Annotated in this window: 23 protein-coding genes; 16 read left to right on the forward strand and 7 right to left on the reverse strand. The window is 63.0% G+C overall.

Annotated features, from left to right (window positions below; all coding sequences use genetic code 11):
* Nucleotides 1-168: 168 nt before the first annotated feature.
* Nucleotides 169-789, reverse strand: coding sequence for a helix-turn-helix domain-containing protein (locus ACFQ2F_RS04085; RefSeq protein WP_379086079.1), 621 nt, complete (start codon nt 787-789; stop codon nt 169-171).
* Between the two features lie 316 nt (nt 790-1,105).
* Between ACFQ2F_RS04085 and ACFQ2F_RS04090 the strand changes: the two genes are divergently transcribed.
* Both ACFQ2F_RS04090 and ACFQ2F_RS04095 read left to right on the forward strand, forming a co-directional pair.
* A complete protein-coding gene (locus ACFQ2F_RS04090) occupies nt 1,106-1,864 on the forward strand; it encodes an electron transfer flavoprotein subunit beta/FixA family protein (protein ID WP_379086082.1) in 759 nt (252 codons plus the stop codon).
* Nucleotides 1,864-2,793 (forward strand): electron transfer flavoprotein subunit alpha/FixB family protein, encoded by a 930-nt coding sequence (locus tag ACFQ2F_RS04095; RefSeq protein ID WP_379090592.1) that lies wholly within the window; start codon nt 1,864-1,866, stop codon nt 2,791-2,793. Before ACFQ2F_RS04090 ends, ACFQ2F_RS04095 begins: the two co-directional genes overlap by 1 nt.
* 25 nt (nt 2,794-2,818) lie before the next feature.
* Here ACFQ2F_RS04095 and ACFQ2F_RS15290 read toward each other — a convergent pair whose 3' ends face one another.
* Nucleotides 2,819-3,103: a hypothetical protein gene (locus ACFQ2F_RS15290; protein ID WP_449288921.1), complete on the reverse strand. Its 285-nt coding sequence runs from the start codon at nt 3,101-3,103 to the stop codon at nt 2,819-2,821.
* 44 nt (nt 3,104-3,147) lie between these two features.
* Between ACFQ2F_RS15290 and ACFQ2F_RS04105 the strand changes: the two genes are divergently transcribed.
* Nucleotides 3,148-4,596 carry an NAD-dependent succinate-semialdehyde dehydrogenase gene (locus ACFQ2F_RS04105; protein ID WP_379086085.1) on the forward strand — a complete coding sequence of 483 codons (1,449 nt, stop codon included), beginning with the start codon at nt 3,148-3,150 and terminating at the stop codon, nt 4,594-4,596.
* A gap of 159 nt (nt 4,597-4,755) precedes the next feature.
* Nucleotides 4,756-6,159: an NAD(P)/FAD-dependent oxidoreductase gene (locus ACFQ2F_RS04110; RefSeq protein WP_379086088.1), complete on the forward strand. Its 1,404-nt coding sequence runs from the start codon at nt 4,756-4,758 to the stop codon at nt 6,157-6,159.
* Between the two features lie 337 nt (nt 6,160-6,496).
* Here the strand turns inward: ACFQ2F_RS04110 and ACFQ2F_RS04115 are convergent, their stop codons facing one another.
* Nucleotides 6,497-6,937: an Rrf2 family transcriptional regulator gene (locus ACFQ2F_RS04115; RefSeq protein ID WP_379086091.1), complete on the reverse strand. Its 441-nt coding sequence runs from the start codon at nt 6,935-6,937 to the stop codon at nt 6,497-6,499.
* 78 nt (nt 6,938-7,015) lie between these two features.
* On the opposite strand from ACFQ2F_RS04115, the gene hmpA reads away from it, so the two are divergent.
* From hmpA to ACFQ2F_RS04160, 9 genes are all read left to right on the forward strand, one after another.
* A complete protein-coding gene (hmpA, locus tag ACFQ2F_RS04120) occupies nt 7,016-8,245 on the forward strand; it encodes an NO-inducible flavohemoprotein (protein WP_379086094.1) in 1,230 nt (409 codons plus the stop codon).
* Nucleotides 8,246-8,361: 116 nt separating this feature from the next.
* Nucleotides 8,362-8,961, forward strand: coding sequence for an ANTAR domain-containing response regulator (locus tag ACFQ2F_RS04125; RefSeq protein ID WP_379086097.1), 600 nt, complete (start codon nt 8,362-8,364; stop codon nt 8,959-8,961).
* Nucleotides 8,958-10,193: a CmpA/NrtA family ABC transporter substrate-binding protein gene (locus ACFQ2F_RS04130; RefSeq protein ID WP_379086101.1), complete on the forward strand. Its 1,236-nt coding sequence runs from the start codon at nt 8,958-8,960 to the stop codon at nt 10,191-10,193. Before ACFQ2F_RS04125 ends, ACFQ2F_RS04130 begins: the two co-directional genes overlap by 4 nt.
* Before the next feature lie 342 nt (nt 10,194-10,535).
* Nucleotides 10,536-11,786 carry an MFS transporter gene (locus tag ACFQ2F_RS04135; protein ID WP_379086104.1) on the forward strand — a complete coding sequence of 417 codons (1,251 nt, stop codon included), beginning with the start codon at nt 10,536-10,538 and terminating at the stop codon, nt 11,784-11,786.
* Nucleotides 11,787-11,806: 20 nt separating this feature from the next.
* The gene (nirB, locus tag ACFQ2F_RS04140) at nt 11,807-14,254 is read left to right on the forward strand and encodes a nitrite reductase large subunit NirB (protein WP_379086108.1); all 2,448 of its coding nucleotides are present in this window, start codon (nt 11,807-11,809) and stop codon (nt 14,252-14,254) included.
* A gap of 4 nt (nt 14,255-14,258) precedes the next feature.
* Entirely contained in the window at nt 14,259-14,591 is a 333-nt protein-coding gene (nirD, locus tag ACFQ2F_RS04145; protein WP_379086111.1) for a nitrite reductase small subunit NirD, read from the forward strand.
* Nucleotides 14,592-17,258, forward strand: coding sequence for a nitrate reductase (locus ACFQ2F_RS04150; protein ID WP_379086114.1), 2,667 nt, complete (start codon nt 14,592-14,594; stop codon nt 17,256-17,258).
* Complete coding sequence (cysG, locus tag ACFQ2F_RS04155) at nt 17,230-18,705, forward strand: siroheme synthase CysG (protein ID WP_379086117.1); 1,476 nt, start codon at nt 17,230-17,232, stop codon at nt 18,703-18,705. The genes ACFQ2F_RS04150 and cysG overlap by 29 nt, the downstream gene beginning before the upstream one ends.
* A 107-nt stretch (nt 18,706-18,812) precedes the next feature.
* Nucleotides 18,813-19,997: a hypothetical protein gene (locus ACFQ2F_RS04160; RefSeq protein WP_379086120.1), complete on the forward strand. Its 1,185-nt coding sequence runs from the start codon at nt 18,813-18,815 to the stop codon at nt 19,995-19,997.
* 74 nt (nt 19,998-20,071) lie between these two features.
* Here the strand turns inward: ACFQ2F_RS04160 and ACFQ2F_RS04165 are convergent, their stop codons facing one another.
* Entirely contained in the window at nt 20,072-20,377 is a 306-nt protein-coding gene (locus ACFQ2F_RS04165) for a putative quinol monooxygenase (protein WP_379086123.1), read from the reverse strand.
* 161 nt (nt 20,378-20,538) lie between these two features.
* Between ACFQ2F_RS04165 and ACFQ2F_RS04170 the strand changes: the two genes are divergently transcribed.
* Nucleotides 20,539-21,510 (forward strand): GlxA family transcriptional regulator, encoded by a 972-nt coding sequence (locus ACFQ2F_RS04170; protein WP_379086125.1) that lies wholly within the window; start codon nt 20,539-20,541, stop codon nt 21,508-21,510.
* Between the two features lie 26 nt (nt 21,511-21,536).
* On the opposite strand, the gene ACFQ2F_RS04175 is transcribed toward ACFQ2F_RS04170, so the two are convergent.
* Nucleotides 21,537-22,307, reverse strand: a complete 771-nt coding sequence (locus ACFQ2F_RS04175; protein WP_379086128.1) for a competence/damage-inducible protein A — start codon at nt 22,305-22,307, stop codon at nt 21,537-21,539.
* A gap of 193 nt (nt 22,308-22,500) precedes the next feature.
* Between ACFQ2F_RS04175 and ACFQ2F_RS04180 the strand changes: the two genes are divergently transcribed.
* Nucleotides 22,501-22,998 carry a GNAT family N-acetyltransferase gene (locus tag ACFQ2F_RS04180; protein ID WP_379086131.1) on the forward strand — a complete coding sequence of 166 codons (498 nt, stop codon included), beginning with the start codon at nt 22,501-22,503 and terminating at the stop codon, nt 22,996-22,998.
* Nucleotides 22,999-23,024: 26 nt separating this feature from the next.
* On the opposite strand, the gene ACFQ2F_RS04185 is transcribed toward ACFQ2F_RS04180, so the two are convergent.
* A complete protein-coding gene (locus tag ACFQ2F_RS04185; protein ID WP_379086134.1) occupies nt 23,025-23,456 on the reverse strand; it encodes a MaoC family dehydratase in 432 nt (143 codons plus the stop codon).
* Nucleotides 23,453-24,430 carry a GTP cyclohydrolase II gene (locus tag ACFQ2F_RS04190; protein WP_379086137.1) on the reverse strand — a complete coding sequence of 326 codons (978 nt, stop codon included), beginning with the start codon at nt 24,428-24,430 and terminating at the stop codon, nt 23,453-23,455. The genes ACFQ2F_RS04185 and ACFQ2F_RS04190 overlap by 4 nt, the downstream gene beginning before the upstream one ends.
* Before the next feature lie 593 nt (nt 24,431-25,023).
* On the opposite strand from ACFQ2F_RS04190, the gene ACFQ2F_RS04195 reads away from it, so the two are divergent.
* On the forward strand, nt 25,024-26,232 hold the full coding sequence (locus tag ACFQ2F_RS04195; RefSeq protein WP_379086140.1) for an MFS transporter: 1,209 nt from the start codon (nt 25,024-25,026) through the stop codon (nt 26,230-26,232).
* Nucleotides 26,233-26,358 lie beyond the last annotated feature (126 nt).

The raw sequence follows: 26,358 nt of genomic DNA on the forward strand, positions 1-26,358 counted from the left end.
AGTCGTCGGCATCGGTCTATTTGCTCCCAAGGCGACCGGTGACCGACGATCCTATCCCCGCCTTTCCCTCCGGGGGGCGGGGATAGGCGCAAGCGCTGGGTCGATAAGAGAACCCGTTTCCCGAGCAGGGAGCTGCCATGCGGTCCTCATGGTGGGGCCGGGAGGTTCTCAGTAGCTAGGCGGGGAAATCGACCAGATGAGCACGGCCTCTTCATCGCCTTCGTTGGCGTAGCGATGCGGGATCGTACTTTCGAAGGCGAAACTGTCGCCGGTTTCCAAATCGATGCGCCGCCCTCCGAGCCAGAGGGTGAGAGCGCCGGAAATGACGATGCCCGCCTCTTCGCCGCGGTGCTCGTAGGGTTCTGTGCCGCTTTCCGAGTGCGGGGCAAACGTGCAGCGGAGCAACTCAATTCCCCGCCCGAGATTCGGCGAAAGAAGTTCGTCGGTGATTCCGCTTTCGAACTTCAACTGACGCCGGTTCTTCCGCCGCACGATATATTCGTCCAGCTCGTCGCTTTCGTCCTGATTGCGCGGGAAGAACCATGAGATATTGACGCCAAGAGCCCGGCTTATGGAATGCAGCGCCTTGATCGAAGGCGAGGAAATGCCGCGTTCTATCTGGCTGAGATAGCCCTGGGACAGGCCAGTTGCCTTTGCGAGCTGCGACAGGGTGACGTCGCTCGCCTTCCGCAGGTCCTTAATTTCGCGACCGACACCCTGGTCGTTCTCGAGCACCGTCCCGATGTCCTTTATCGGCTCTGATTGGGCAGGGCCGCGCAGCGCCGCCATCCGCGAAAGACTTACTTTATGGTCCATTCGTTGCCTCCCTTAACTGTGTCTGAATGTGGCTAGCGGATTTGGCTGCGTAAAGGTATGTGACCCAAAATAGTGGTATAGTGAATTTCTTCACACAAAAGTTCACTTTTGTGCTATTTGGTTTCGGGACATAAAGATGTAGCCGAGCCGCTCTTCCTCTCGCAACCGATGAGAGATCAACCCAGCCGTTTTCACCTCATCGCCCCCGGGCATTTTAGGAATGCTGCGCGTGCGGATGCCACTGAATAGCGCGCGAGAGCGCGGCTTTTGAACAATGAGAAGGGTGGACATGAAAGTTCTCGTGCCAGTCAAGCGCGTGGTCGACTCCAACGTGAAGATTCGCGTTGCGGCGGACGGATCCGGTGTCGATCTGGCCAATGTAAAGATGTCGATGAACCCATTCGACGAAATCGCGCTCGAAGAGGCGATCCGATTGAAAGAAGCCCAGCTGGCGGAAGAGGTCCTCGTTGTTTCCATCGGTGCGGAGCGCTCGCAAGAGACCTTGCGCACGGCGCTGGCCATGGGCGCAGACCGCGCGCTCCTGATCGATACCACCGACGACGTCCATGCCGATATCGAGCCCCTCGCCGTTGCGAAGCTTCTCAAGGCGGTGATCGACGATGAGCAGCCGCAGCTGGTTCTTGCTGGGAAGCAGGCGATCGACAACGACATGAACGCCACCGGCCAGATGCTGGCCGCCCTGCTCGGGTGGCCGCAGGCTACGTTTGCCAGCGCGTTGACGCTGGAGGACGGAACGGCACGCGTGACGCGCGAGGTCGATGGCGGTTTGCAGACGATCGAGGTCAAGCTACCAGCTGTCGTTACTGTCGACCTTCGGCTGAACGAGCCACGCTATGCGTCGCTGCCGAATCTCATGAAGGCGAAGAAGAAGCCCGTGGAAACGAAGAGCGCCGGCGAGTTGGGGGTGGACGTCGAGCCTCGCCTCGAAATTCTCAAGACTTCGGAACCGCAAACCCGCCAGACAGGAGAAGTCGTTCCGGACGTGGACGCGCTGTTCGCCAAGCTCCAAGAGAGGAAGATCGTATGATGAAGGTTCTGCTGCTCGCCCAGATCAACAACGGAGCGCTGGCGCTAGACTCGACCGCGAAAGCCGTCAGCGCTGCCGGCAAACTCGGTGACGTCACGCTCCTTTGTGCCGGGGAGCAGGTTGCCGACGCTGCCGCCGAAGGCGCAAAGATCAGTGGCGTCGCCAAGGTCCTGGTCGTGGAGGATCCGCAATACGGCCATAGCCTGGCCGAACCGGTTTCCGCGCTCATTGTCTCGCTGGCGGGCGACTATGATTTTCTCACCGCTTCCGCAACCACGGAAGGGAAGAACATCATGCCGCGCGTCGCGGCTTTGCTCGATGTGATGATCTTGTCGGATGTGTCGGGCATCGTCGATGGCGAGACCTTCGAGCGTCCGATCTATGCGGGTAACGCCATTCAAACCGTGCGGTCACAGGACCCGAAGCGCGTCATTACCTTCCGGACGTCGGCCTTCCCGGCTGCTGGGCTCGGCGCGGCGGCCCCGGTCGAGACGGTCGCTCCGGCGCAGGATCCGGCACTGTCTGAATGGATCGAAGACAAGATAGATCAGAGCGACCGGCCGGAACTGACCTCGGCGGGGGTCGTCGTTTCCGGAGGCCGCGGGGTTGGCTCTAAGGAGGACTTTGGGCTTGTGGAGAAGCTGGCCGATAAGCTCGGTGCGGCTGTGGGAGCCTCCCGGGCCGCGGTCGACTCCGGCTATGCCCCTAATGATTGGCAGGTCGGGCAGACGGGCAAAGTGGTGGCGCCGGAGCTTTATCTTGCCTTGGGCATCTCTGGCGCGATCCAGCATCTGGCGGGGATGAAAGATTCCAAGATCATCGTCGCCATCAACAAGGATCAGGACGCGCCGATTTTTCAGGTCGCAGATTACGGGCTTGTGGAGGACCTGTTCACCGCCGTTCCGGCGTTGATGGAGAAACTCGGCTGATCCAGTTGGGGAAGCTCAAGACGGGTTAGGTGCGTCGGGCGACGTGGTCCTGAAAGTAGTGCTGTGACATCGTCAACACGCCAGCCCCCGGCATTGTCAGAGGCACTTCCTGATCGATGAAAGCATTCGCGACGCCTTCCTCGGCAAGCTGGTCGAGGCAGCCAAAGGATTCTTGCCGGGTGATCCTCTCGACCCGACGGCCGGATTTGGCCCCATGGTCTCCCATGCCGTTTGGCGGGTTTAAGCAATCGGGCTTCGGCCGCGATCGCTCGCTGCATGCTCTCTTCAAATACGCGGATTTCAAATCCATCTCCCAAATCCGTCTCTCTCTCACTCCGCTGACAGGGGATTCCCATGACCGATGAAACCAAGACATATCCGACCGACGCCTTGATCGACGGTGCGTGGATTGGCGCCGACAGGACCTTTGCGGTCACCGATCCGGCGACCGGCGATGAGATTGCGAAGGTTCCCGATCTCGGCGCTGCCGAAACGACGAAGGCCATTGATGCGGCTTATAAGGCCCTGCCGGAATGGTCGGCCAAGACCGCCAAGCAGCGCGGGCAGATCCTGAAGAAATGGTTCGATCTGGTGACCGCGCAGACCGAGAGCCTGGCCCGCCTCATGACCCTGGAGCAGGGCAAGCCGCTCACCGAATCCCGCGGGGAGGTCGCCTATGGCGCGAGCTTCATCGAGTGGTTCTCCGAGGAGGGAAAGCGGGCCTACGGCCGCACCATCCCCACCACGGTGGAGGGCAAGCGCTACGTTACCATCAAGCAGCCCATCGGTGTCTGCGCGGCGATCACGCCGTGGAATTTTCCCATCGCCATGATCACCCGGAAGGTCGCGCCTGCGCTTGCCGCAGGCTGCACCATGGTGGTCAAGCCGTCCGAAGAGACCCCGCTCTCTGCGCTGGCCATCGCCGAGTTAGCTTTGGAGGCGGGCGTGCCGGCGGGCGTCTTCAACGTCGTCACCTCAACGGATGCGCCCTCTGTCGGCAAGGTGCTCTGCGAGGATTCCCGCGTGCGGAAGCTGACCTTCACGGGCTCCACCGCCGTCGGCAAGACGCTCTACCGCCAGTGCGCCGATACGGTGAAGAAGTTGACCCTGGAGCTTGGCGGCAACGCGCCTCTCGTCGTCTTCGACGATGCCGACCTGGATAAGGCGGTCGCCGGCACGCTGGCCTCGAAATACCGCAATGCCGGCCAGACCTGCGTCTGCGCCAACCGCATCCTGGTGCAGTCCGGAATCTACGACCGCTTCGCCGATGCGCTGCTGGAAGCCATCCAGTCCTATGGCGTCGGTTCGGGCCTGGAAGAGGGCACGGTCATCGGTCCGCTGATCAACAAGGATGCGGTGAAGAAGGTCGAGAGCCTAGTAGCCGACGCGGTCGAGCAGGGCGCCAGCATCTCGTCCGGTGGCAAAGGCGAGGGCGACGGCGAGCTCTTCTATCGTCCCGCCGTCATGCGCGACGCCACGACCGATATGCGCATCACCAGCGAGGAGATCTTCGGCCCCGTCGCGGCGCTCGTGCGCTTCGAGGCAGAATCCGAAGCCATCGATCTCGCCAACGATACGCCGTTCGGACTGGCGGCTTATGTCTTCAGCGAGAACCTCTCCCGCGCATGGCGGGTGGCCGAGAAGCTCGAGGCCGGCATGGTCGGCGTGAATGAAGGCATCTTCTCCAACGAGGCTGCCCCCTTCGGCGGCATCAAGGAGTCGGGTCTGGGGCGCGAAGGCGCATCAGAAGGTCTCGATGAGTACATGGAAACGAAGTTCATCTGCTTGGGAGGTATCGCGTGACCGTAGCGGCTCCAGTCCGGGACGTTGATGGCTGTCGTGAGCTCGACCGCATCTATGCCGCCGACATCGACGGTCCCGTCGGGAAACGGGCCTATATCCAATGGCTGGCCGCCATATCGTTTTAAGGGACAGTAGAAGCGCCGGACCGAATATCAGTATATGCACGCAAAATCTCCCACAGGGACAAAGAACGGCGGGATCTCGTTCTGGTATGACGATCTCGGGGGTGTGCCTGCCTATCGCAAGCCACTCCCCGGCGATATCGAAGCGGATGTCTGCATCGTCGGCGCTGGCTTCACAGGCCTTTGGACGGCGTATTATCTGAAGCTGGCCCGGCCCGAACTCTCCGTCGCTGTTATCGAGATGGAGTTTGCCGGCTTCGGGGCGTCCGGACGCAACGGCGGTTGGTGCACGGGCAGCTTCGCCTGGAACCGCGAAAAATATCTCCGCACCGGCAGCCGGGCGGGGCTCATCGAATTTGAACGCCAACTCCGCGGCACCGTCGATGAAATCGTTCGCGTGACCGAACAAGAGGCGATCAACGCCGATATCCACCGCACCGAACTCCTCACCTTCGCCTGTTCTGCGGCTCAGATGCAGCGCCTCCGCGACGAATACGAACAGGACATGGCTTGGGGCGTGCCGAGGGACCGGCTCGAACTCATCGGGCCGGCCAAGGCCAAGGCCCGCATCGAGGTCAAGGATGCCGTGGGAGCCCTCGTCGCCCGTGGCGTCGCGCGGATACAGCCTGCGAAGCTTGTCCGCGGACTGGTTATGGCGGTCGAGCGCATGGGCGTGAAGATCTACGAGCAGACCACTGTCACGAAGATCGAGGCAGGCTGCGTGACGACGGATCGGGGCATCGTCAAGGCAGACCGCATCGTTCGTGCAACGGAAGGTTTCACCCACGGCATCCCGGGAAACGAACGGGAATGGGTGCCCCTCAACAGCGCGATCGTGGTCACCGAGCCGGTGCCTGAGACGCTATGGAATCAGATCGGCTGGGATGGCGCCGAACTCCTGGGCGATGCCAGGCACGCCTATTGTTACGCCCAGAGAACCCGGGGGAACCGCATCGCCATGGGGGGGCGAGGTATTCCATACCGTTTCGGATCGAAGACGGATCAATGGGGGCGGACCCAGTCTGCGACGATCGATCAGTTGAAGACCATCCTTCACCGCATGCTCCCTCAGACCCAATCGCTCAAGATCGACCATGCATGGTGCGGTGTCCTCGGCGTCCCGCGCGACTGGTGCGCGACGGTGGGGTTAGACGCCGAAACCGGAATTGCATGGGCAGGGGGATATGTCGGGATCGGTGTCTCCACCTCGAACATGGCGGGCAGGACCCTGGCCGATCTCCTGCTCGGCGAGGAAACGGAGCGCACCGCACTTCCATGGGTGAACCGGCGTCCGCGCAAATGGGAGCCCGAGCCACTCCGATGGATCGGCATTCATTCGATGTACTGGCTCTATCACATGGCTGACCGCTACGAAGCCCAGGCCGGGGGAACGAGCACCTCGCTTCTGGCAAAGATCGCCAATCGGATCTCTGGCCGATAGGCATGCCAGGGCGCCCCAGTAACGAGTCATGGTCTTTCCGCCCAAGCAAAGATAGCTACGTGCGAGGAGCCTCAGCCCGTGGCGGATTGGCCGGTACTGTGCTCAAATTTCGCATATCCGAATTCGGCCAGCGCATGCTTTAGCACAAACAAACTTTACTTCAGATTTAATTATCTATTTCAGAGGGTTGGTACGCAGGTTATTCGGCTCATAACTTGAAGGTACCAGGTTCAAATCCTGCCCCCGCAACCAATTTCCATACATTCGAAGCGCTGAACCGGAAGTCCTTCAGGGCCGGCCAGCAAAGCCTTGGCGGCTTTCGGCCAAGCGGATCCTTTTACGATGGCCGGATCTCGTTCAATGCCTTGAAGATTGCGCGGTTGCCCGCGGCGTCGGCCAGGGTGTGCTGGTTCAGATTGTCGAGGAAGGAGCGGGTTGCCTCGTGCAGATAGCGCTTCAGGCGGCACGCATCGATGATCAGGCAGCTGTTCGTGTCGCGGTCGAAGCACTCCACGATATGCATGTTGGGTTCCAGCTCCTCGATCAGGTCGCCAAGGCGTACCTCCTTCGGATCGCAAGCCAGCCGGATGCCGCCGCCTTTGCCCTTGGTGCTGGCGATGTAGCCGAGCTGAGCGAGGCGGTGGACGACCTTCACGAGATGATTGCGCGAGATGCCGTAGCGCTGGGCGATCTCGCCCACGCTGCAAAGCTGGTCCGGCCGGCTGGCCAGATACATCAGGCTGCGTAACCCGTAATCGGTGAACATGGTGAGCTGCATGGTGCGGCCTTATAGCCCGTTTCGACGGCGCGTGGATTATAATATGTATTCAAAATACATATTCAAAGGAGGGACGCCATGTTGAGCGCTGAAACCATCTCGATCGTCAAATCCACCGTTCCGGTTCTGCAAGAGCATGGGGAGACCCTGACGCGGCATTTCTACAAGCGGATGTTCTCACACAATCCGGAAGTGAAGCCATTCTTCAATCAGGCGCACCAGCAGGCCGGACTTCAGCAGCAGGCCCTGGCCGGTGCGATCTGCGCCTATGCGGCGAATATCGACAATCTCGGTGCGCTGGGCCCGGCGGTGGAGCTGATCGCCCAGAAGCATGTCGCGCTTCAGGTGAAGGCTGAGCACTACCCCATCGTCGGCGAGAACCTGCTTGCCTCGATCACGGAGGTGCTGGGCGACGGGGCGACTGACGAGGTGATCCAGGCCTGGGGGGAAGCGTATGGCGTTCTGGTCGATGTTCTGGTTGATCGCGAAAGCGCCATCTACGACGAGATCGCTTCGGAGCCGGGCGGTTGGGCTGGATTTAAGCACTTCCGGATTGCCCGCAAAGAGGTCGAGAGCGACGTCATCACCTCGTTCTATCTGGAGCCCGTCGACGGAAAGGCACTGCCCCATTTCAAGCCGGGTCAATACGTCACCGTCCGTGTGCCGACGCCCGATGGCAGCACGACCATGCGGAATTACAGCCTGTCGGACCGGCCGGGCCAGGGGCACTTCCGGATCAGCGTAAAGCGGGAAGACAGCAACAGCCCGGATGCGCCGGACGGCTATGTCTCGACCCTGCTGCATCGCGAGCTCGAGGTTGGTGACGAGATCGAGGTGGCCGCACCGTGCGGCGAGTTCTTCCTTCAGCCCGATCTCCATCCGGAGCGGCCGCTCGTGCTGCTCGCCGGCGGGGTTGGAATCACGCCGCTGATCAGCATTTTGTCGGATGCGTTGCAGACCACGCCGGACCGCCCAATCGTTCTGGTGCATGGCGCTATCAACGAAGATATGCAGGCCTTCCGCCAGGTGATCGACCAGCTGGCCGAGCAGCATTCGAACCTGCGGCGGCACTATTGTTACGACGAGCCGGCCAAGAACGGTGCGGCACGGGAGGAGCACATGACCACCGGTCTGGTCGACGAAGCGCTGCTCGATCCGCTGCTTCCGGACGAGGATGCGGAATACTATTTCTGCGGCCCGAGGCCCTTCATGACCTCAATCTACCGGCAGCTGACGGCGCGGGGGATCCCGGCCGAGAATCTTCATTTCGAGTTCTTCGGCCCGCGCGGCGCGCTTGAAGCCAACTGAAGCTTGGAGTGCGGCGGCAGCGAAGCGCCGCACTCTCCCTTCCAGCGGCTGCCGCTTTTTCAGCACTCTTCCGGTATGGGCTGGCCTTCGTGTCTCGGAGCCGTTAGCAAACGCTCATGCCCAACGCTCTCGCGATCCTCGTCATCGATGAGAATCAGATCCGCGCCTCGATCATCGAGGCCGGTCTGCGCGAGGCAGGCTACGAGAACGTCACCCTCATCCACGACATGGCAGGGGTCGCGGGACGGATCGCGGAGATCAACCCGGACGTCATCTTTATCGATCTGGAAAACCCGAACCGCGACATGCTGGAGAACATGTTTCAGCTTTCGCGCGCGGTGAAGCGCCCCGTGGCGATGTTCGTCGACCGCTCCGACGAAGCCTCGATCGAGGCGGCGGTCGATGCGGGCGTGTCGGCCTATGTGGTGGACGGGCTGAAGAAGGAGAGGGTCAAGGCGATCCTCGACATGGCGGTCAGCCGGTTCAATGCTTTCTCGCGGCTCTCGCGGGAACTGGAAGAGGCGCGGGGCGAGCTGGAGAACCGCAAGGTGATCGACCGCGCGAAAGGTATCCTCATAAGTTCCAAGGGGCTGTCGGAGGAGGATGCCTACGCGCTGCTGCGCGCAACCGCCATGAACCAGAACCGCAAAATTATCGAGATCGCCCAAAGCCTCGTCACGGCGGCGGGACTGCTCGATCCGGGAGACAAGTCGTGAGCGACGCCCCTTACAAGATCGCCGCCGGCATCATACCCCTGCTCGACAGTGCGCTTCTCGTCGTGGCCAAGGAGAAGGGCTTTGCTGCAGCCGAAGGGGTCGACCTCACGCTGATCAAGGAAAGCTCCTGGGCCAATATCCGCGACCGGCTCGCGGTCGGGCATTTCCAGGTCGCACAGATGCTGGCGCCTATGCCGATCGCCTGCAATCTCGGCCTGACGCCCATCGGGTCCCACACGGTCGCGCCCATGGCGCTCGGCCTCGGCGGCAATGCGGTGACTGTCTCGAAGCGGCTCTGGGCGGAGATGTCCGATCAAGGTGCGCCTCAGGGACTCGATCCCAAAGCGGCCGGCGCGGCCCTGAAAGCCGCGATCGCGCAGCGCCCTGAGAGCGACGGCAGGCTTCGCTTCGGCGTGGTGCATCCCTATTCGGGACATAACTACGAGCTGCGCTACTGGCTCGCCGCCTGCGGCATTCATCCCGACCAGGATGTGGAGATCCTCATCCTGCCGCCACCCCTGATGGCCGATGCGCTCGCCTCCGGCACTATCGACGGTTATTGCGTCGGTGAGCCTTGGAATACGGCTGCGGTCATCGCGGGTACCGGCCGCATCGTCACGGTGAAATCGGCGATCTGGCGGTCGAGCCCGGAAAAGGTGCTCGGCGTCCGCTCCCAATGGGCAGAGCAGAATCCGGAGGCGCTCGCAGCACTGCTGCGGGCGATCTATCACGCGGCCCAATGGTGCGCGCAGCGCGACAATCGCGACGAACTCGCCCGGCTGTTGGCAGAGACCGCCTATGTCGATCGGCCGGCGGACTGGATGATGCCTGCGCTCACCGGCGAGATCGCCACGGGGAGCGGCGAGACGATCGAAGTGGCGGACTTCTTCCTCACCCATGCCAAGGCGGCGACCTTCCCATGGAAGAGCCATGCCCTGTGGTTCTACAGCCAGATGGTGCGCTGGGGGCAGGTCGAGCATTCGGCGACAAACGCCGAGATCGCTTTGCAGACCTATCGCCCGGATCTCTATCGAGCTGCCCTGAAGCCGCTCGGCGTGGCGCTGCCCGGCGCCAATGCGAAGGTCGAAGGGGCGCTGCAGGCAGCAACCCCCGTGGGGTCCGCGGGCGCGAGCCTGACCCTCGGGCCGGACGGGTTTTTCGATGGCAGTCTGTTCGATCCTGACGAGCTCGATGCCTATATCGCTGCGCAGGCCTCCGACCCCGGCGAATAGGCGCCGTTCGGTGCCGCACTGCACAATCGATAAGCGGTCCGCCTAGGCAATTGCCAATGGATCGTTCGGCGAGAGGCGTTGTCCGCCTCGGCCGCCGAATATCTAATCCATTGAACTAGCGAACTTTTCTCTCGAATTTGCGAGTTGGCACGGTTCCTGCTGCGCTTGTGGCAGGCCATCGTTAGGCCAATCCATATTGGCGTCCAATGGCGGGCGCCCCAGGCAAAGCTGCCGATCAGGACACCGCGACCCTTCGTGTGGGCGCGGTCTCCTGGCCGGCAGCTTTTTTTGTTTCTGGAGCAGTCGCGGCGGCCACAGCGTCGCCCCACACGGGAGAATGAGATGACAGACACTCTGCTCAAGAAGATCGATTGGACGTCCGACGCGACGCGGGCGCTCAGCCTTTCGACCGTCGCTTTCACCGCGTGCTTCGCGGTGTGGACTATTTTCTCGATCATCGGCGTCCGGATCGGGGAGGATCTCGGCCTGACCGAGACGCAGTTCGGGCTTCTGGTCGGCACGCCGATCCTGACCGGTTCGCTGTCACGCATCGTGCTCGGCGTGCTGACGGATCGCTACGGCGGCCGGATCGTATTTACCGCCACCATGGTAGCGGCCGCCCTGGCGACTTTCCTTCTTGCCCATGCCGAAAGCTACATCGCCATTCTGGGCGCTGCCGTCGGCGTCGGGCTGGCCGGCGGGTCCTTCGCGGTCGGCGTGGCCTATGTCTCGCGCTTCTACCCTGCGAAAGCTCAAGGCACGGCGCTCGGCATCTTCGGCGTCGGCAATGTCGGGGCTGCGATCACCAGCTTCGTCGCGCCCTTCGTGCTCGTCGCGCTGGGGTGGCAGGCTGTGGCCCAGATCTGGGCCGGCGTCCTGGTCGCCGCCGCGGTGGGCTTCTGGTTTCTTTCCGAGAACCCGCCCTCGGCCAGTGAAGAAGGGCAAGAGAAGCGAAGCTTCTGGGCCGAGTTTGAGCCGCTGCAATACGCCCAGGTCTGGCGCTTCGCGGCCTACTACTTCTTCGTGTTCGGCGGCTTCGTCGCTCTGGCCCTCTGGCTGCCCCGCTACCTGATCGGCAGCTACGGCTTCGACATCGAAACCGCCGGCATGATCGGTGCGGCCTACTCGCTGCCCGGCGCGATCTTCCGCGCCTATGGCGGCTACCTCTCCGACACGCTGGGTGCGCGGAAGGTGATGTACTGGACGCTGGCCGTCTCCTTGGGCGCTTGTGCGATCCTTTCGATGCCGGCGTCCCAGGTCGGGCCGTTCCTCTTCATCGGCATCGTCTTTGTGCTCGGCTTCTTCATGAGCCTGGGCAAAGCGGCGGTCTACAAGCACGTGCCCGTCTACTACCCGGGCCATGTGGGCGCGGTCGGCGGCCTTGTCGGCATGATCGGCGGGCTCGGCGGCTTCTTCCTGCCGCTGGCCTTCGGCGCGCTGCTCGACACCACCGGACTTTGGACGAGCTGCTTCATGCTGCTCTTCCTGCTCGTCGGCGGTCTTCTCCTTTGGATGCACTCGGCCGTTCGCCGGATGACGCGGGAAAGCGCGGAGAGCGCGCCTGCGTCAGAGCCCGAGCTCGCCCTGCAATGAATCAACACGGAAGCAACGACATGAAAGAGAAACTCATAATCATCGGCAACGGCATGGCGCCGGGCCGCATGCTGGAGCATCTCTTCGAGCGCGCTCCAGATCGCTACCAGGTGACCATCTTCAACGCCGAGCCACGGGTCAATTACGACCGGATCATGCTCTCGCCGGTGCTCTCCGGTGAAAAGGAATTCGAGGAGATCGTGATCCATGGCGACGGTTGGTACATCGATCACGGCATCACCCTCTACAAGGGGCACAAGATCGTCGAGATCGACCGGGAGGCGAAGACGGTCCGGTCCGATCACGGGGTGACGGAGAGCTACGACAAGCTCGTGATCGCGACCGGCTCGGTGCCGTTCATCCTGCCGGTGCCGGGGAACGATATGCCCGGCGTGCTGACCTATCGCGACCTGGACGATGTGGACGCGATGATCCTCGCCGCCCAGTCTCACGCGAAAGCGGTGGTGATCGGCGGCGGGCTGCTGGGGCTCGAAGCTGCGGCCGGACTTCAGATGCGGGGGATGGACGTCACGGTCCTGCATCTGATGCCGACGCTCATGGAGCGGCAGCTCGATCCATCAGCCGGCTACCTGCTCCAGCGGGCGCTGGAAGACCGCGGCATCAAGGTCAAGACCAAGGCCGAAACCAAGGCGGTGATCGGCAAGGGCAAGGCGGAGGCGGTGGAGCTTGCCGACGGCAGCACCATCGATGCCGACCTCGTGGTCATGGCCGCCGGCATCCGGCCCAACGCCTGGCTCGCCAAGGAGGCGGGGCTGGAGACGGGCCGCGGCATCGTCGTCGATCACGGCATGCGAACCGAGGATCCCGACATCCTGGCCATCGGCGAATGCGCGGAGGTCGGTGGGCACACCTACGGTCTGGTGGCCCCGCTCTACGAGATGGCGAAGGTCGCCGCGGCCCAGCTCGCCGGCGATACCGAGGCTGCCTTCGTCCATAGCGACACGCCGACCAAGTTGAAGGTGACGGGGATCGACCTCTTCTCCATCGGTGACTTCGCCGACGGCGAAGACCGGGAGGAGATCGTGCTCCGGGACGCAACGGCCGGCGTCTATAAGCGGCTGATCCTGAAGGACAACCGGATCATCGGCTCGGTGCTTTATGGCGAGACGGCCGACGGCGCCTGGTTCAACGATCTGAAGAAGCGGGAAGTCGACGTGTCGGAAATGCGCGACACGCTGATCTTCGGTCAGGCTTACCAGGGGAGTGCCCCGCTGGACCCTATGGCGGCCGTTGCAGCCTTACCGGATGACGCGGAGATCTGCGGCTGCAACGGCGTGTGCAAGGGAAAGATCACTGAAGCGATCGCGTCCGAAGGGCTCAGCTGCCTGGAGGACGTTCGCACACACACCAAGGCATCCGCATCCTGTGGGTCCTGCACCGGCCTGGTCGAGCAGCTCATCGCGGCGACCCTCGGCGATGCTTACACCCCGAACGAGATCCAGCCGGTCTGCGGCTGCACCGAGCTTGGTCATGACGAGGTCCGCCGCCTGATCAAGGCCAAGGGGCTGAAGACCATTCCCGAGGTCATGCAGGAGCTGGAGTGGAAGACGTCGTGCGGCTGCGCGAAATGCAGGCCAGCGCTGAACTACTATCTGGTCTGCGATTGGCCGAACGAATACGCCGACGACTACCAGTCCCGCTTCATCAATGAGCGGGTCCACGCCAACATCCAGAAGGACGGCACTTATTCGGTCGTGCCGCGGATGTGGGGCGGCGTTACAAACGCCGATCAGCTGCGCACTATCGCCGACGTCGTGGACAAGTACGACATCCCGACGGTGAAGGTGACCGGCGGCCAACGCATCGACATGCTGGGCATCAAGAAGGAAGACCTGCCGTCGGTCTGGGGTGATCTCGGCAAGGCAGGGTTCGTTTCCGGCCACGCCTACGCAAAGGGCTTGAGGACGGTAAAGACCTGCGTCGGCACCGACTGGTGCCGATTTGGCACCCAGGATTCCACCGGGCTCGGCATCCGCATCGAGAAGTTCATGTGGGGCTCCTGGACCCCCGCCAAGGTGAAGATGGCGGTGTCGGGCTGTCCCCGGAATTGCGCCGAGGCGACCTGCAAGGATGTGGGCGTGATCTGCACCGACGCCGGTTTCGAGATCCATTTCGCCGGTGCGGCCGGGCTCGACATCAAGGGCACGGAGGTGCTGGGCCATGTCGAGACCGAGGATGAGGCGCTGGAGCACATCGTGGCGCTCGTCCAGATGTATCGCGAGCAGGGCCACTACCTCGAGCGCATCTACAAATGGGTGAAGCGCGTCGGTCTCGACGAGGTCCGCCAGCAGATCATGGAGGACCAAGAGAAGCGCATCGCGTTCTTCGACCGCTTCGTCTTCAGCCAGAAATTCGCCCAATGCGATCCGTGGTCGGAGCGCGTCTCGGGCAAGGACAAGCACGAGTTCAAGCCCATGGCGGCGCTTGAGCTCGAGGCTGCGGAGTAAGCCCATGCGCTGGATCGAAATCGGAAACCTCAACGATATTCCCCGCCGCGGCGCGCGCTGCGTCGCGACACCGGTCGGCAAGATCGCCGTATTCCGGACCGGGGACGACCGGGTCTTCGCCATGGAGGATCACTGCCCCCACAAGGGCGGTCCCTTGAGCCAGGGCATCGTCCACGGGGCGGCGGTCACCTGTCCGCTGCACAACTGGGTGATCTCCTTGGAGAACGGCCAGGCCATCGGTGCGGATGAGGGGAGCGTGCAGACGATCCCCGTGAAGTGCGAGGGCGAAACGCTTTTCATTTCCCTAGACGAGCTGGGCAGGGAGCGGGCGGCTTAGATGAGCTTCGAAGAGCCACAAGCAATCCGGACCACCTGCCCATATTGCGGGGTGGGCTGCGGCGTGCGCGCCAGGCAGGAAAGCGACGGGAGCGTGCAGCTTTCCGGCGATCCGGAGCATCCGTCCAATTACGGGCGGCTTTGCTCGAAGGGGTCGGCCCTGCCGGAGACGGTCGGGCTGGCGGGCCGGCTGCTTTATCCGAAGTTGGATGGTCGGCGCGTCGCTTGGGACGATGCGCTGAACGCCGTTGCCGATGGGTTCACTCAAGCCATCGAAGAGCACGGGCCGGATTCCGTCGCCTTCTACTGCTCCGGCCAGCTGCTGACTGAGGATTACTACCTCGCCAACAAGTTGATGAAGGGCTTCATCGGCTCGGCCAATATCGACACCAACTCGCGGCTCTGTATGGCCTCGGCAGTGGCCGGGCACAAGCGGGCGTTTGGGGCCGATACGGTGCCCTGCACCTACGAGGATCTGGAAGAGGCGGACCTCGTGGTGCTGGTCGGCTCCAACCTCGCCTGGTGTCACCCGGTGATCTATCAGCGCATCGCGGCGGCCAAGGAGAAGCGGCCGGAGATGAGGATCGTGCTGATCGATCCGCGCCGCACCATGACTGCCGATATCGCCGATCTGCATCTGCCGATCCGAGCCGACGGCGACGTTGCGCTCTTCACAGGGCTGCTGGCTTGGCTCGACGAGCATGGCGCGGTCGACCGGGCTTATGTCGAGAAACACACCGAAGGCTTCGGGGATGCGCTGAAGGCGGCGCAGCCCGCGAGCCTTGAGCGCATTGCCATGCTGACCGGTCTCAATGCCGAGCGGCTCACCGTCTTCTACGAGCTCTTCGCCCGCACCCAGAAGACCGTGACCCTGTTCAGCCAAGGGGTGAACCAGTCTCAGAGCGGCACCGACAAGGTCAACGCGATCATCAACTGCCACCTCGCCACGGGCCGCATCGGACGTCCGGGCATGGGGCCGTTCTCGATCACCGGTCAGCCAAACGCTATGGGCGGGCGCGAGGTGGGCGGTTTGGCCAACACGCTCGCCGCGCACATGGAGCTGGAAAATCCGGAGCATCGCGAGCGGGTGCGGCGCTTCTGGAAATCACCGCGGATTGCCGAGAAGCCGGGCTTGAAGGCGGTGGAGCTCTTTCAGGCGGTGGACGACGGCCGCATCAAGGCGCTCTGGATCATGGCGACCAATCCCGTCGATACGCTGCCCGAGGCCGATCTTGTTGAGCAGGCGATCAAGGACTGCCCCTTTGTGGTCGTCTCCGATGTCGTCAGCGAGACCGACACGGTGCGTCATGCGCATGTGAAGCTGCCAGCGGCGGCCTGGGGCGAGAAGGACGGCACGGTGACGAATTCGGAGCGCCGCGTCTCCCGTCAGCGACCCTTCCTACCCATGCCGGGCGATGCCCAGCCCGATTGGTGGATCATCGCCGAGGTCGCCAAGCGGATGGGGTTCGAGGATGCCTTCGCCTATGACGGGCCGGACGAGATCTTCGCCGAGCATGCCGCGTTGTCGGGTTTCGAGAATGAAGGCACGCGGGATTTCGATATCGGCGCTTGCGCGGATCTCGACCGCAAGGGCTACGATGCGCTTCAATCCTTCCAGTGGCCGCGGCCCAAAGGGAGCACGTCCGCCGGCCGGGTCTTCGCCGATGGCGGCTTCTTCACCGAAAGCGGGCGAGGGCGCCTCATTCCCATATCGCCCAGCGTGCGCCGCGATCACGATCCCGCTTTCCCCATGACATTGAACACCGGCCGCGTGCGGGATCATTGGCACAGCATGACGCGCACCGGGCGGAGCCCGCGGCTCTCCCAGCATCTCGCCGAGCCCTTCGCGGAGCTGAATCCGCGAGACGCCGCGCGCCATGGCATCGCCAATGCCGACATCGTGCGGTTGTCCAGCGGAGACGGCGCCATACTGGTGCGCGCGCTGCTGACGGATCGGCAGTCGCCGGGCTCCGTCTTCGTGCCCATGCACTGGACGGATCAGTTCGCCTCCAATGCGCGGGTCGACCGGCTCGTGCCAGCGGTGACCGATCCTTTGTCGGGACAGCCCGCGTCGAAGAACGCTCCGGTGCGGATCGAACGCTTCGTGGCCACGACCTATGGCTTCGCCGTTCTGGCCCACAAGCCGCGCAACCTGACTGCCGAGTATTGGGCAATCGCGCGTTGCGAGGGCGGCTGGCGGGTCGAGCTGGGCTTTGCCTATCCCAGCGCAGATTGGCGACAGCTTGCGCGCGAACTTTTCGATGCGCCGGGTAGCGCCGAGCTTCTTGCCTACGAAGACCATCACGGCGGCCAGCAGCGCTTCGCGAGCTTCGAGGGCAGCCAGCTCACCGGCGCGCTTTATCTCGCCGCAGAGCCCGTGCCCGTCTCCCGAAGCTGGGCCACGGATCAGCTCCTCCGCGGTCATGAAGAACGCCACGCGCGGCTCGCGGTCATCGCAGGCCGGCCGGGCGGCGACGTGCCGGATCGCGGCGCCATCGTCTGCACCTGCTTCGGGGTCGGCGCCAACGAGATCGCTAGAGCTGCCGCCGGCGGATGCGCGACCGTGGAAGCGGTGGGCGAGGCACTCCAGGCCGGCACCAATTGCGGTTCCTGCCGCGCAGAGATCAAGGGGATCATCGATGCGAATCGTCTCCAAGCCGCCGAGTGAACGGCGTCCTCAGCGCATGGCCGATCTTTCGGTCCTGCCGGTCTTCTTCACCCTTGCGGGCAAGCGCGTCGTCGTTGCCGGCGGGACGGACGCAGCAGCCTGGAAGGCGGAGCTTCTCGCCGCGACGGGTGCGGAGGTTCATATCTATGCAGCGCCCGACGAGATGGAGGGGGAGCTGCCGCGCCTGCTGGCGGCCGACGAGGACGGACGACTGATCCACCACGAGCAGGCCTGGACATCGGACGGCCTGGAAGGCGCTGCGCTGGCGGTGGCCGATGCGGCTGACGATGAAGAGGCGGCCGCCATCGTCGAAGCGGCTCGCAAAGCGGGCGTGCCGATCAATGTCATCGATAAGCCGGCCTTCTGTCAGTTTCAGTTCGGCTCCATCGTGAACCGTTCTCCCGCCGTGATCGGCATCTCCACGGCAGGTGCTGCACCGATCCTCGGCCAGGCGATCCGGCGGCGGATCGAGACCTTGCTACCGCCTTCGCTTGCCGATTGGGCGAAGCTCGCCGCGCGCCTGCGTGACCGGCTATATGAGACATTGGCAGTGGGTGCGCCGCGGCGGGCTTTTTGGGAGCGTTTCGTCGACCGTGCGTTCGGTCCTGCGCCGGAGCCGGACGCAGACGAGATGCTTCTCGCCGAGGCGAGCCGTATCCGTTCCGGCAACGATGCGTGCCAAGGGCGGGTCACTCTGGTTGGGGCGGGTCCGGGCGACGCCGAGCTCCTGACCGTGAAGGCGATCCGCGCGCTTCAGGCGGCCGACGTCATCCTGTTCGACGAGCTGGTCTCAGACAATGTGCTTGAGCTTGCAAGGCGCGAGGCGAAGCACATCCTGGTGGGCAAGCGCGGCGGACGCCGGAGCTGCCGCCAGGAGGATATCAACGAGATGATGGTGAAGCTCGCCCGCGGCGGTAAGCGCGTCGTGCGGCTCAAGGCGGGCGATCCCATGATCTTCGGCCGCGGCGGCGAGGAGATCGCGCAGCTGGAGGCGGCCAATATTCCGGTCGATATCGTGCCCGGCATCACGGCGGCGTTGGCCATGGCGTCGGCGCTGCGGGTCTCCCTCACCCACCGCGATCTCGCCCGGTCGGTCCGCTTTGTGACCGGACATTCCAAGTCGGGCGGGCTGCCGGACGATCTCGATTGGCGCGCGGTGGCCGATCCGACCGCGAGCACGATCTTCTATATGGGCGGTCGCATGGCGGCGCGGATCGCGGAGCGGCTTCTGGCCGAGGGGCTGGCGCCGGAGACACCGGTGGCGGTTGGGAGCGCCGTAAGCCGGCCGGATCAGCGCCTGTCTCAGGGGCGTCTGTCCGAGCTTGAGAAGACGGTTCTGGACGTCGACACGACTGCCCCGGTCATCATCGGGATCGGCGGCGTCTTCGGCCAGCGCGCGGGAGCAGCCGCGGCCGACCTCCCGCTCCTCGCCAATCACGCCCAATAAGAGAAGGAGGCTTCATGCCGACCCGACACGATATCCTTGCGCATATTTCCAGTTGGGTCGCGGCGTCGGCTCTTCTCCTGCTGCTCGTTTGCGCAACGACTCCAAGCATGGCTCAGGAGCGTCCTGAAGGCGTTCCTCATACCGGGATCATGAATGGCGAGATCTGGTTTGCCAGCCGGTACCGTTACGAGTTCGTGGAGCAGGCCAACAAGCCGGCGGATGCGCGCGCCTCGACATTGCGTATCGCGCCCGGCTTCGAGACCGGCTACTTCCACGGCTTCCGCGCCGCGGCGCAAGGCGAGTTCGTCGTCCAGATCGGGCCCGACGACTACAACGATACGATCAACGGTAAGACCCAGTATCCGGTCGTGGCGGACGTTCCCTCATCGGAACTCGACCAGGCCTATCTGGAGTCCTTCCATCTCCCCGGCACCGTCATCAAGGGTGGGCGCTATGCGGAGAATCTCGACAATATGCGCTATGTCGGGTCGGTGGCCTGGCGGCAGAACGACCAGACCTTCGACGGCGCCAAGGTGACCACCGAGGTGTTCCCGGGGGCGACCGCACTCTACGCCTATATCGGCAATGTGAACCGCATCTTCAGCGACGATTCCGAGGTCGGGAACCTCAACTCGAACATCCACCTCATGCATCTGAAGAGCGATCCGCTGCCTTTCGGCACGCTCACGGGCTACGCCTATCTCATGGATATCTACGATGCTCCGGCGCTCTCCAACGCGAGCTATGGCGGCTTCGTGGAGGGGGAACGCGAACTCAGCGGCGGTATGACGCTCGATTACCGGGTGGAGCTGGCGCTGCAGACCGACTTCGGCGACCAGCCCGTGCAATACGATGCGCCTTATGCGCGGGTGGCGCCCGGCCTGTCATGGGACGGTTTTCGCATCTCGCCGGTCTACGAGCTGCTCGGCAGCGACGACGGCAGGGCCGCGTTCCAGACGCCGCTCGCGACGGGGCATGTCTTCAACGGCTTCGCCGACATCTTCCTCGTCACGCCAGCGACCGGCCTGCAGGATTTCTTCCTCGAGGCCTCCTACAAGATGCCGGAGAGGGAAGGGTCTCTGCGCTGGCTCAACGGCCTTTTGCTGCTCGCCCAGTATCACGAGTTCCGCTCCGATGTCGGCGGTCTGGACTACGGCTCGGAATTTGACGCCTACGCCAACCTACCGCTCAGCCACGGCTTCTACGCCGAGCTCAAATACGCGAACTACCGGGCTGACGAATACGCCACGGATACGGAGAAGGTGATCTTCGGGCTAGGGTTTGTGTATTGAACATATCGCAGGTTCAAATCCTGCCCCTCCGCAACCAATTTCCTATCTAAAAGACGCGCGGCCCCACGGCGTCCCTAGATGCCTTTATGGGCAATTGTCTTCGCGGGATGGATCACGGGCTCTTCTGCGAGGAGATCGGGCACCGTCGCGAAGATCTGCGCGGCCGCATCGCCTTTCATATGCGCCTCGCGTGCCGCCTCGTCCGTGAACAGATCGACGAGAAAGACGCAGTCCGGATCGACTTCCGAGTGAAGAACCATCCAAAGCGGTGTCCCTGTTTCTTTCTCAACATGGGGGAGGGCATCGGCGAGTGCTTGGGCGACGTCTGCGCCCTGGCCCGGTTTTGCCTTGAATGGAATCACGCCGGCGATCTTGCTCATCTTTGTCTTTCCTCCGAATGCGAAAACGATGGAGCAGCGAGACCATCTTGGCGGTCCACCCTGCTTGAGCCGCACCATGCGCGCCTCATGTCGCCGGGGCAGGGTGGCGAGTTTGCCATTCTTCGTGCAAAGATCGCCAAAACTCGTCGGGGAGAGACTCCGTGAAGATCGTCGTTTTGGCTGCGGAAGGATGCCTGCCGTCTGCCTTCGTAGGATTGGTGGATGTCTTGACCCTCGCCCAATGGGCCACGGCCGATCGGTCTGCTCGGGCCTTCGAAGTCCTGTCGGCCAGCATCGATGGCGCAGCGATAACCGATGGAAGGGGAGGCCGTATCGAAGTCGATCGCGGCTTGTCCGAAATCGAAGTTTGCGATGCGGTGATCATTCCGGGGTTCCTGCCCGACAGCACGCGACGTCCGCCCTCAATGGCGGGACTTGCACCGGCCGCCGCGTGGCTGCGGTCCCGTCATGCTTGCGGCACTCTGGTCTGCGGCTCCTGCAGCGGGGTCTTTCTGCTTGCCGAAGCTGGTCTGCTGAATAGCCGGCGCTGCACGACGACATGGTGGCTGCATGACGAGTTCAAGCGCCGCTATCCTCGCACCCGCTCGATTTGGGCCTCCCCGCTGATCGAGGAGGACAGGGTCGTAAGCGCCGGCGGACCGCTCTCCTGGATCGATCTCGCGCTGCATGTCGTCCAGCGGCTCTGCGGAAGTGAAGCCGCGCGGCTCGCGGCGGATTTTGCCGTCATCGACACGGCCCCATCAAGCGGCGCAGCTTATATGCCCATCGGGTATCTGACGCGGACCGGCCCCCTACTGACCGAGGCCGAGCGAATTGTCCGCCATGCAGGGCCGGAATGGATCGGCGCCGGTGAGCTCGCGCGCCGCCTCGCGCTATCCGAACGGACCTTCCACAGGCGTTTGAAAGATGCGACTGGAGAATCGCCGAAGCGCTTCATCGACAGGGTGCGCATGGAAATGGCGCGGACCCTGCTGGAGTCAGGAAGTCAGCCTATCAAAGACATATCTCTATCCGTCGGCTACGAAGACGAGAGCAGCTTTCGCCGTACCTTCAAGCGTCTTGTCGGAACGACACCCGCCGCCTACAGGGACGCGGCGCGGCGCCGTTCGTAGCGGGGCCCTCGAAATCGGACCACTAATCAGCCTTCGGCGCTGGCGCTCACCTCCGCGTATCTGGTCCCCGATGTCTCGAGAGCACCGCGAAGCGCCCGGGCGGCATTGTCGATGAGATCCACGTCCTTGCTTCGAAACACGACGTGCGTTCCATATCCGCTCTCTTCAAAGAACGGATAGCTTCCGATACGCACTTTCGGATGGGCAGCCTGCAAATCGGCGAGGGTCTGAGCGACCTCGCCTTCGACGGCATCCACTCTGATGCATCGGGAGCTGACGCGCGTTCCCGTGTCCAGCCGGCGGACGACGTTGTCCATCATGGTCCGCATGATGAGGGGAACGCCGGCCATCACCACCACGTTGTCGATCATGTAGCCGGGAGCGCCCGACAGGGGGTTGGGCACCAGTTCGGCGCCTTCGGGCAGTCGTGCCATGCGGCGCAGGCCGGGCCCCAGCTCCTTGCCGGGGAAACATTCGCGCATAGCCTCTATGGCGCGTGGATCGTCTTCCACCACCGGCCGGGCGAGGGCACTCGCGATGGCGTCGGTCGTGACGTCGTCATGGGTCGGTCCAATGCCGCCGGTGGTAAGGACATAGTTGAACTGCTGCCGGAGGCTGTTGACCGCGCCGGAAATCTCCGCGATCCCGTCCGGCACGATGCGGACCTCGCTGAGAGCGATGCCGATCCGGTCCAGGCTCCCGGCGATATAGGCAATATTCTCGTCCTGGGTCCGGCCGGAAAGGATTTCCTCTCCGATGACCAGCAGCGCCGCGGTTACCGTTTCCTGTTCAGTCATCTCTCGCCTGTGCCGTCGCTCTTTATGAGCAGCGCTCTCTGACCGGCCTATGCCGAAGGGCCCTTGCGACCTGGCGATGCCATTTTCCGTGCCCATGGGAGTCCCGAAACGCTATAGACCTTTCGGTACAAGATTAGGGACGAATGTGGCCCGAGGGCAAGGCGTCGTTTGGGAATGAGGAGAACAGACATAGATGGCGACCATACGTGACGCCACAGAGCGAGATCTTTCCAGCATCCTGCGGATTCTCAACGAGGCGATCGAGACCACGACCGCAAGCTGGGATCACGATAAGAGCACGCCGGAGCGCTGCACGGATTGGTTTGAGCAACGCCGGCAAAAGGGCTTCCCGGTGCTCGTTGCCGAGGGCGCGGACGGCGTGATCGGGTTTGCGTCGTTTGGCATTTTCCGACCGTTTCAGGGATTTCTGCATACGGCCGAACATTCGATTTACGTCGCCAGTGAGGCGCGCCGCCAGGGCGCGGGCCGGGCTCTGATGGAAGAGCTCATACAGCGTGCGCGCGCCCTGCAGATGCATGTCCTCGTCGCCGGCATCGAGGCCGGCAATGCGGCCTCGCTCGCCCTCCATCAGCAGGCCGGCTTCGAGGTCGTGGGCCGGCTGCCTCAGGTTGGACGGAAGTTCGATCGCTGGCTCGATCTCGTTTTCATGCAGAGATTTCTCGGCTCCTGAGCCCAGGCAACGTTTGGTGCCGGTCTCTAGACCGGCACGGTAAAGGTGGTTGCCTTACCGCTCAGGCAGATATCGCCATGCTGATTGGTCACTGTCGTTTGCAGATTGCAGATCGGCTTGTCGTCACGCGCATCAATCACCTCGATGCGGCCGGTGATAACGTCACCGACCAGAACGGCCTTGGTGAAGCTCCACTCGACATTTAGGAAGACAGTCCCGGGGCCGGGCAGCTTCTCGGCGACGATGGCGTTGAGGATCCCGGAGGTCACGCCCCCCTGGACGATTAACCCGCCAAATACCGATTTCTCGGCAACCTGCCTGTCATAGTGGAGAGGGTTCTTATCGCCGGTGATCTCGGTGAAAAGTTCGATATCCCGCATGGTTACCTCGTTCCGAAGCTCGGCAAACTCGCCAACCTTTGGAACCGTCCCCCGCATCGTTTCCACCCATGCACTCATCCCGTCCTCCTTGTCCCTGTTTGCTCCCTGAAATGGCCGCAGCACGTTGTTTTTGTTTCTAAGTACCGATCGTTCGTTCCATTCGGCGGTATAGTATGTGCTACCCTTGATTGCACCAAGATTCCAAACTTCGCCATGGAGTCGACCTTGATCGGGTTGTCGGACAGCAGCTTGATCCGCGTAAGTCCGAGCTCCTTTAGAATCGCAGCCGCGAGCCCGAAGTTCCTCGCATCGTCTTCCCATCCGAGAGAGTTGTTGGCCTCCAGGGTATCGAGCCCCCGCTCCTGCAAGAGATAGGAGCGAAGCTTGTTGGTGATGCCGATCCCGCGGCCTTCCTGGTCCAGATAGAGGATGACGCCGCCGCCTTCCTCCGCGATGCGCTCGACGGCACGGTGAAGCTGGGGGCCGCAATCGCACCGGAGGCTGCCGAGCACGTCCCCGGTGAAGCAGGCGGAGTGGATGCGCACTGGGGGCGCGCTTCGAGCGCGCGGGTTGCCGATGATCAGGGCAAGATTCTCGGAGCCGTCGGCGAGGCCGCGATAGGCGACGATCCTGGCGCTCGAGGATGCCGCAATCGGCAGGCTGGTTTCGGTAATGCGCTCCACCGCCGGCGGCTGGTTGAACTGGGCCGCTACATCGTCTGCCTCGATCGAGGGATAGCCCGCCTCCGCGAGCCGCTTCGCCTCGTCCGGCGTCGTTTGCCAGATCAGCAGCGCCGGAAGGAGCCGGGTCTGCTTCGCCAGGTCGACAGCGACATTGCCGTCCATAGGGACCGCTGCAGTCTCCCCGAGAGTTTTTACGAACTGGGGAGCGGTCGGGTCCGCGAGCCCGCGTAGACGCTCGAGTATCAGATCTTCCGGACGGAGCCGGAAGGCCAGCATCGTCTCGGGCGGGAAAAGAGTGTGGTGTCCGAGGTCGCGCGCCCTGCCAGCAGCAAGAACCAGCACCGGAAAGGAGGTGTCGAACTCCGCCAACTCCTCCAGATTGAGGCGAGACAGGGATTCTATCGCGAGTGTGATGAGAGGACGTTTCCCCCTCAGCAGGAGAGGAAGCCCGTCCCGCATCGCGGACATCGCATGCCGTACCGAACGCAGCCGCTGCTCGGCGACACGGTCAGAGAACCAGAGTTTTGAATTTTGCATTTTAGATGCGGGAGACCTCGGCGGAAACGCTTTGGAGCGGTTGAAGACGCCGGATAGCCGAACCAAGCGCTTTCATTGATCCCCTGGGGGGATCCTCCTTGCGCAGAGGCACGTTGCGGTATGGTGCATCTTTGCCGGCGCCTGCCATTTCCCATCCTCCCAATTGACTTGACAGAGATTGATTGATTAGGAGTAGGATAGACCGGTCGGTACATGCTGACCAGCGAAAATTCCTGGAACAAGATGTTTCGGGAGTCATGGGGGGAGCGCCGAGAGTTGCTGCATGTAAATTGCGGCTCCGCGCTGAGAATAAGGCAGGGTAGCCTGTGCAAAAACAAAGCAACGTTGTGACCGCGGACGGAAGAAATTCTTCTCTATCTTCCACGCAAGATGGAGATGGCTCGAATGATGCCTCTGCCGGCCAGGTGAGCTCGGAAAAGAGCCTCCCGACGCTGCTGCTGCTTTGCCTATGTGTGGTTCTTTCGATGACGACGTGGTTTTCCGCCACGGCCGTCATGCCGCAGCTCCAGACCTACTGGGACGTCACCCCACAGCAGAGCACGTGGCTTGCGATCTCGGTACAGCTCGGCTTTGCGATCGGGGCCGTTGGCTCGGCCGCCCTGAGCCTGTCGGACATCGTGCCCCCGAGGATCCTCATGGCTGTTGCTTCGGCGGCGGTCGCCCTGACCAATTTCGGGATCCTCTTCGTCCCCGACGCCAATAGCGGCATCGTCCTTCGCACTGTGACCGGTGTGCTTCTTGCCGGTGTCTATCCGCCGGCCCTCAAGCTGATCTCGACATGGTTCCGCAAGGGGCGTGGCGTGGCGCTGGGCAGCGTCATCGGCGCGTTGACCCTCGGCTCAGCCATGCCTCACGCCATCAATGCGCTGGGCGGGCTCGATTGGCGGATCGTTATCGTCACGACCACGATCGCCAGTCTGCTGGCGGCGGTCCTGATGATCGCCTTTCTCCGCGAGGGGCCCTATCCCTTCGCCAAGACCACCTTCAACCCGTCTCAGATCAAGCAGGCGCTGGCCAACCGTGTCTTCGTGTTGGGCACCCTCGGCTATCTCGGCCATATGTGGGAGCTCTACGCCATGTGGACGTGGCTGTTGTTCTTCGTGAAAGCCCGGCTGGTCTCGAGCGACATCGACAGCGGCTATATGGCGTCGCTGCTAACATTTCTGATCATCGCTGCCGGCGCACCGGCCTGCATCATCGCCGGAGCCGCGGCCGACCGCATCGGCCGTACCGCGATGACGTTCATCCTTATGGTCATCTCGGGCGCCTGTGCCGCCCTGATCGGGTTCACCTTCGACGTGCCCCTCTGGGTCTTCATGGTGATTGGGCTCATCTGGGGCGCCACGGTCGTCGCTGACTCCGCCCAGTTCTCGACCATCGTCACCGAAGCCGGCGATCCTCGACTCGTCGGAACCGCGCTCACGGTGCAGCTCGGTTCGGGCTATGCCCTGACAGTGCTGGCCATCTGGCTACTCCCCATGGCGGAAGAGTGGCTCGGCAGCTGGCAATGGGTGTTCCTGTTCTTGGTGCCCGGGCCGGTCATCGGGGCGATCGCCATGGCGGCCCTGCGGCAGCTGCCCGAAGCAACGCGCATCGCTCACGGCCGGCGCTAAAGAACTCCCCGGATTCCCAGGCTTACGAGCAGTCGAGGCGGCGCAAGCCCCTCGGCTGACCGTTGCGCTTATGTGACAGAGACTGGCTTTTTTCGGGGCTAACTCCGTTCGGATGCGCCAAAAATA

The sequence above is a fragment of the Methyloligella solikamskensis genome, from assembly GCF_042676065.1.
GTDB classification, from domain to species: Bacteria; Pseudomonadota; Alphaproteobacteria; order Rhizobiales; family Methyloligellaceae; genus Methyloligella; species Methyloligella solikamskensis.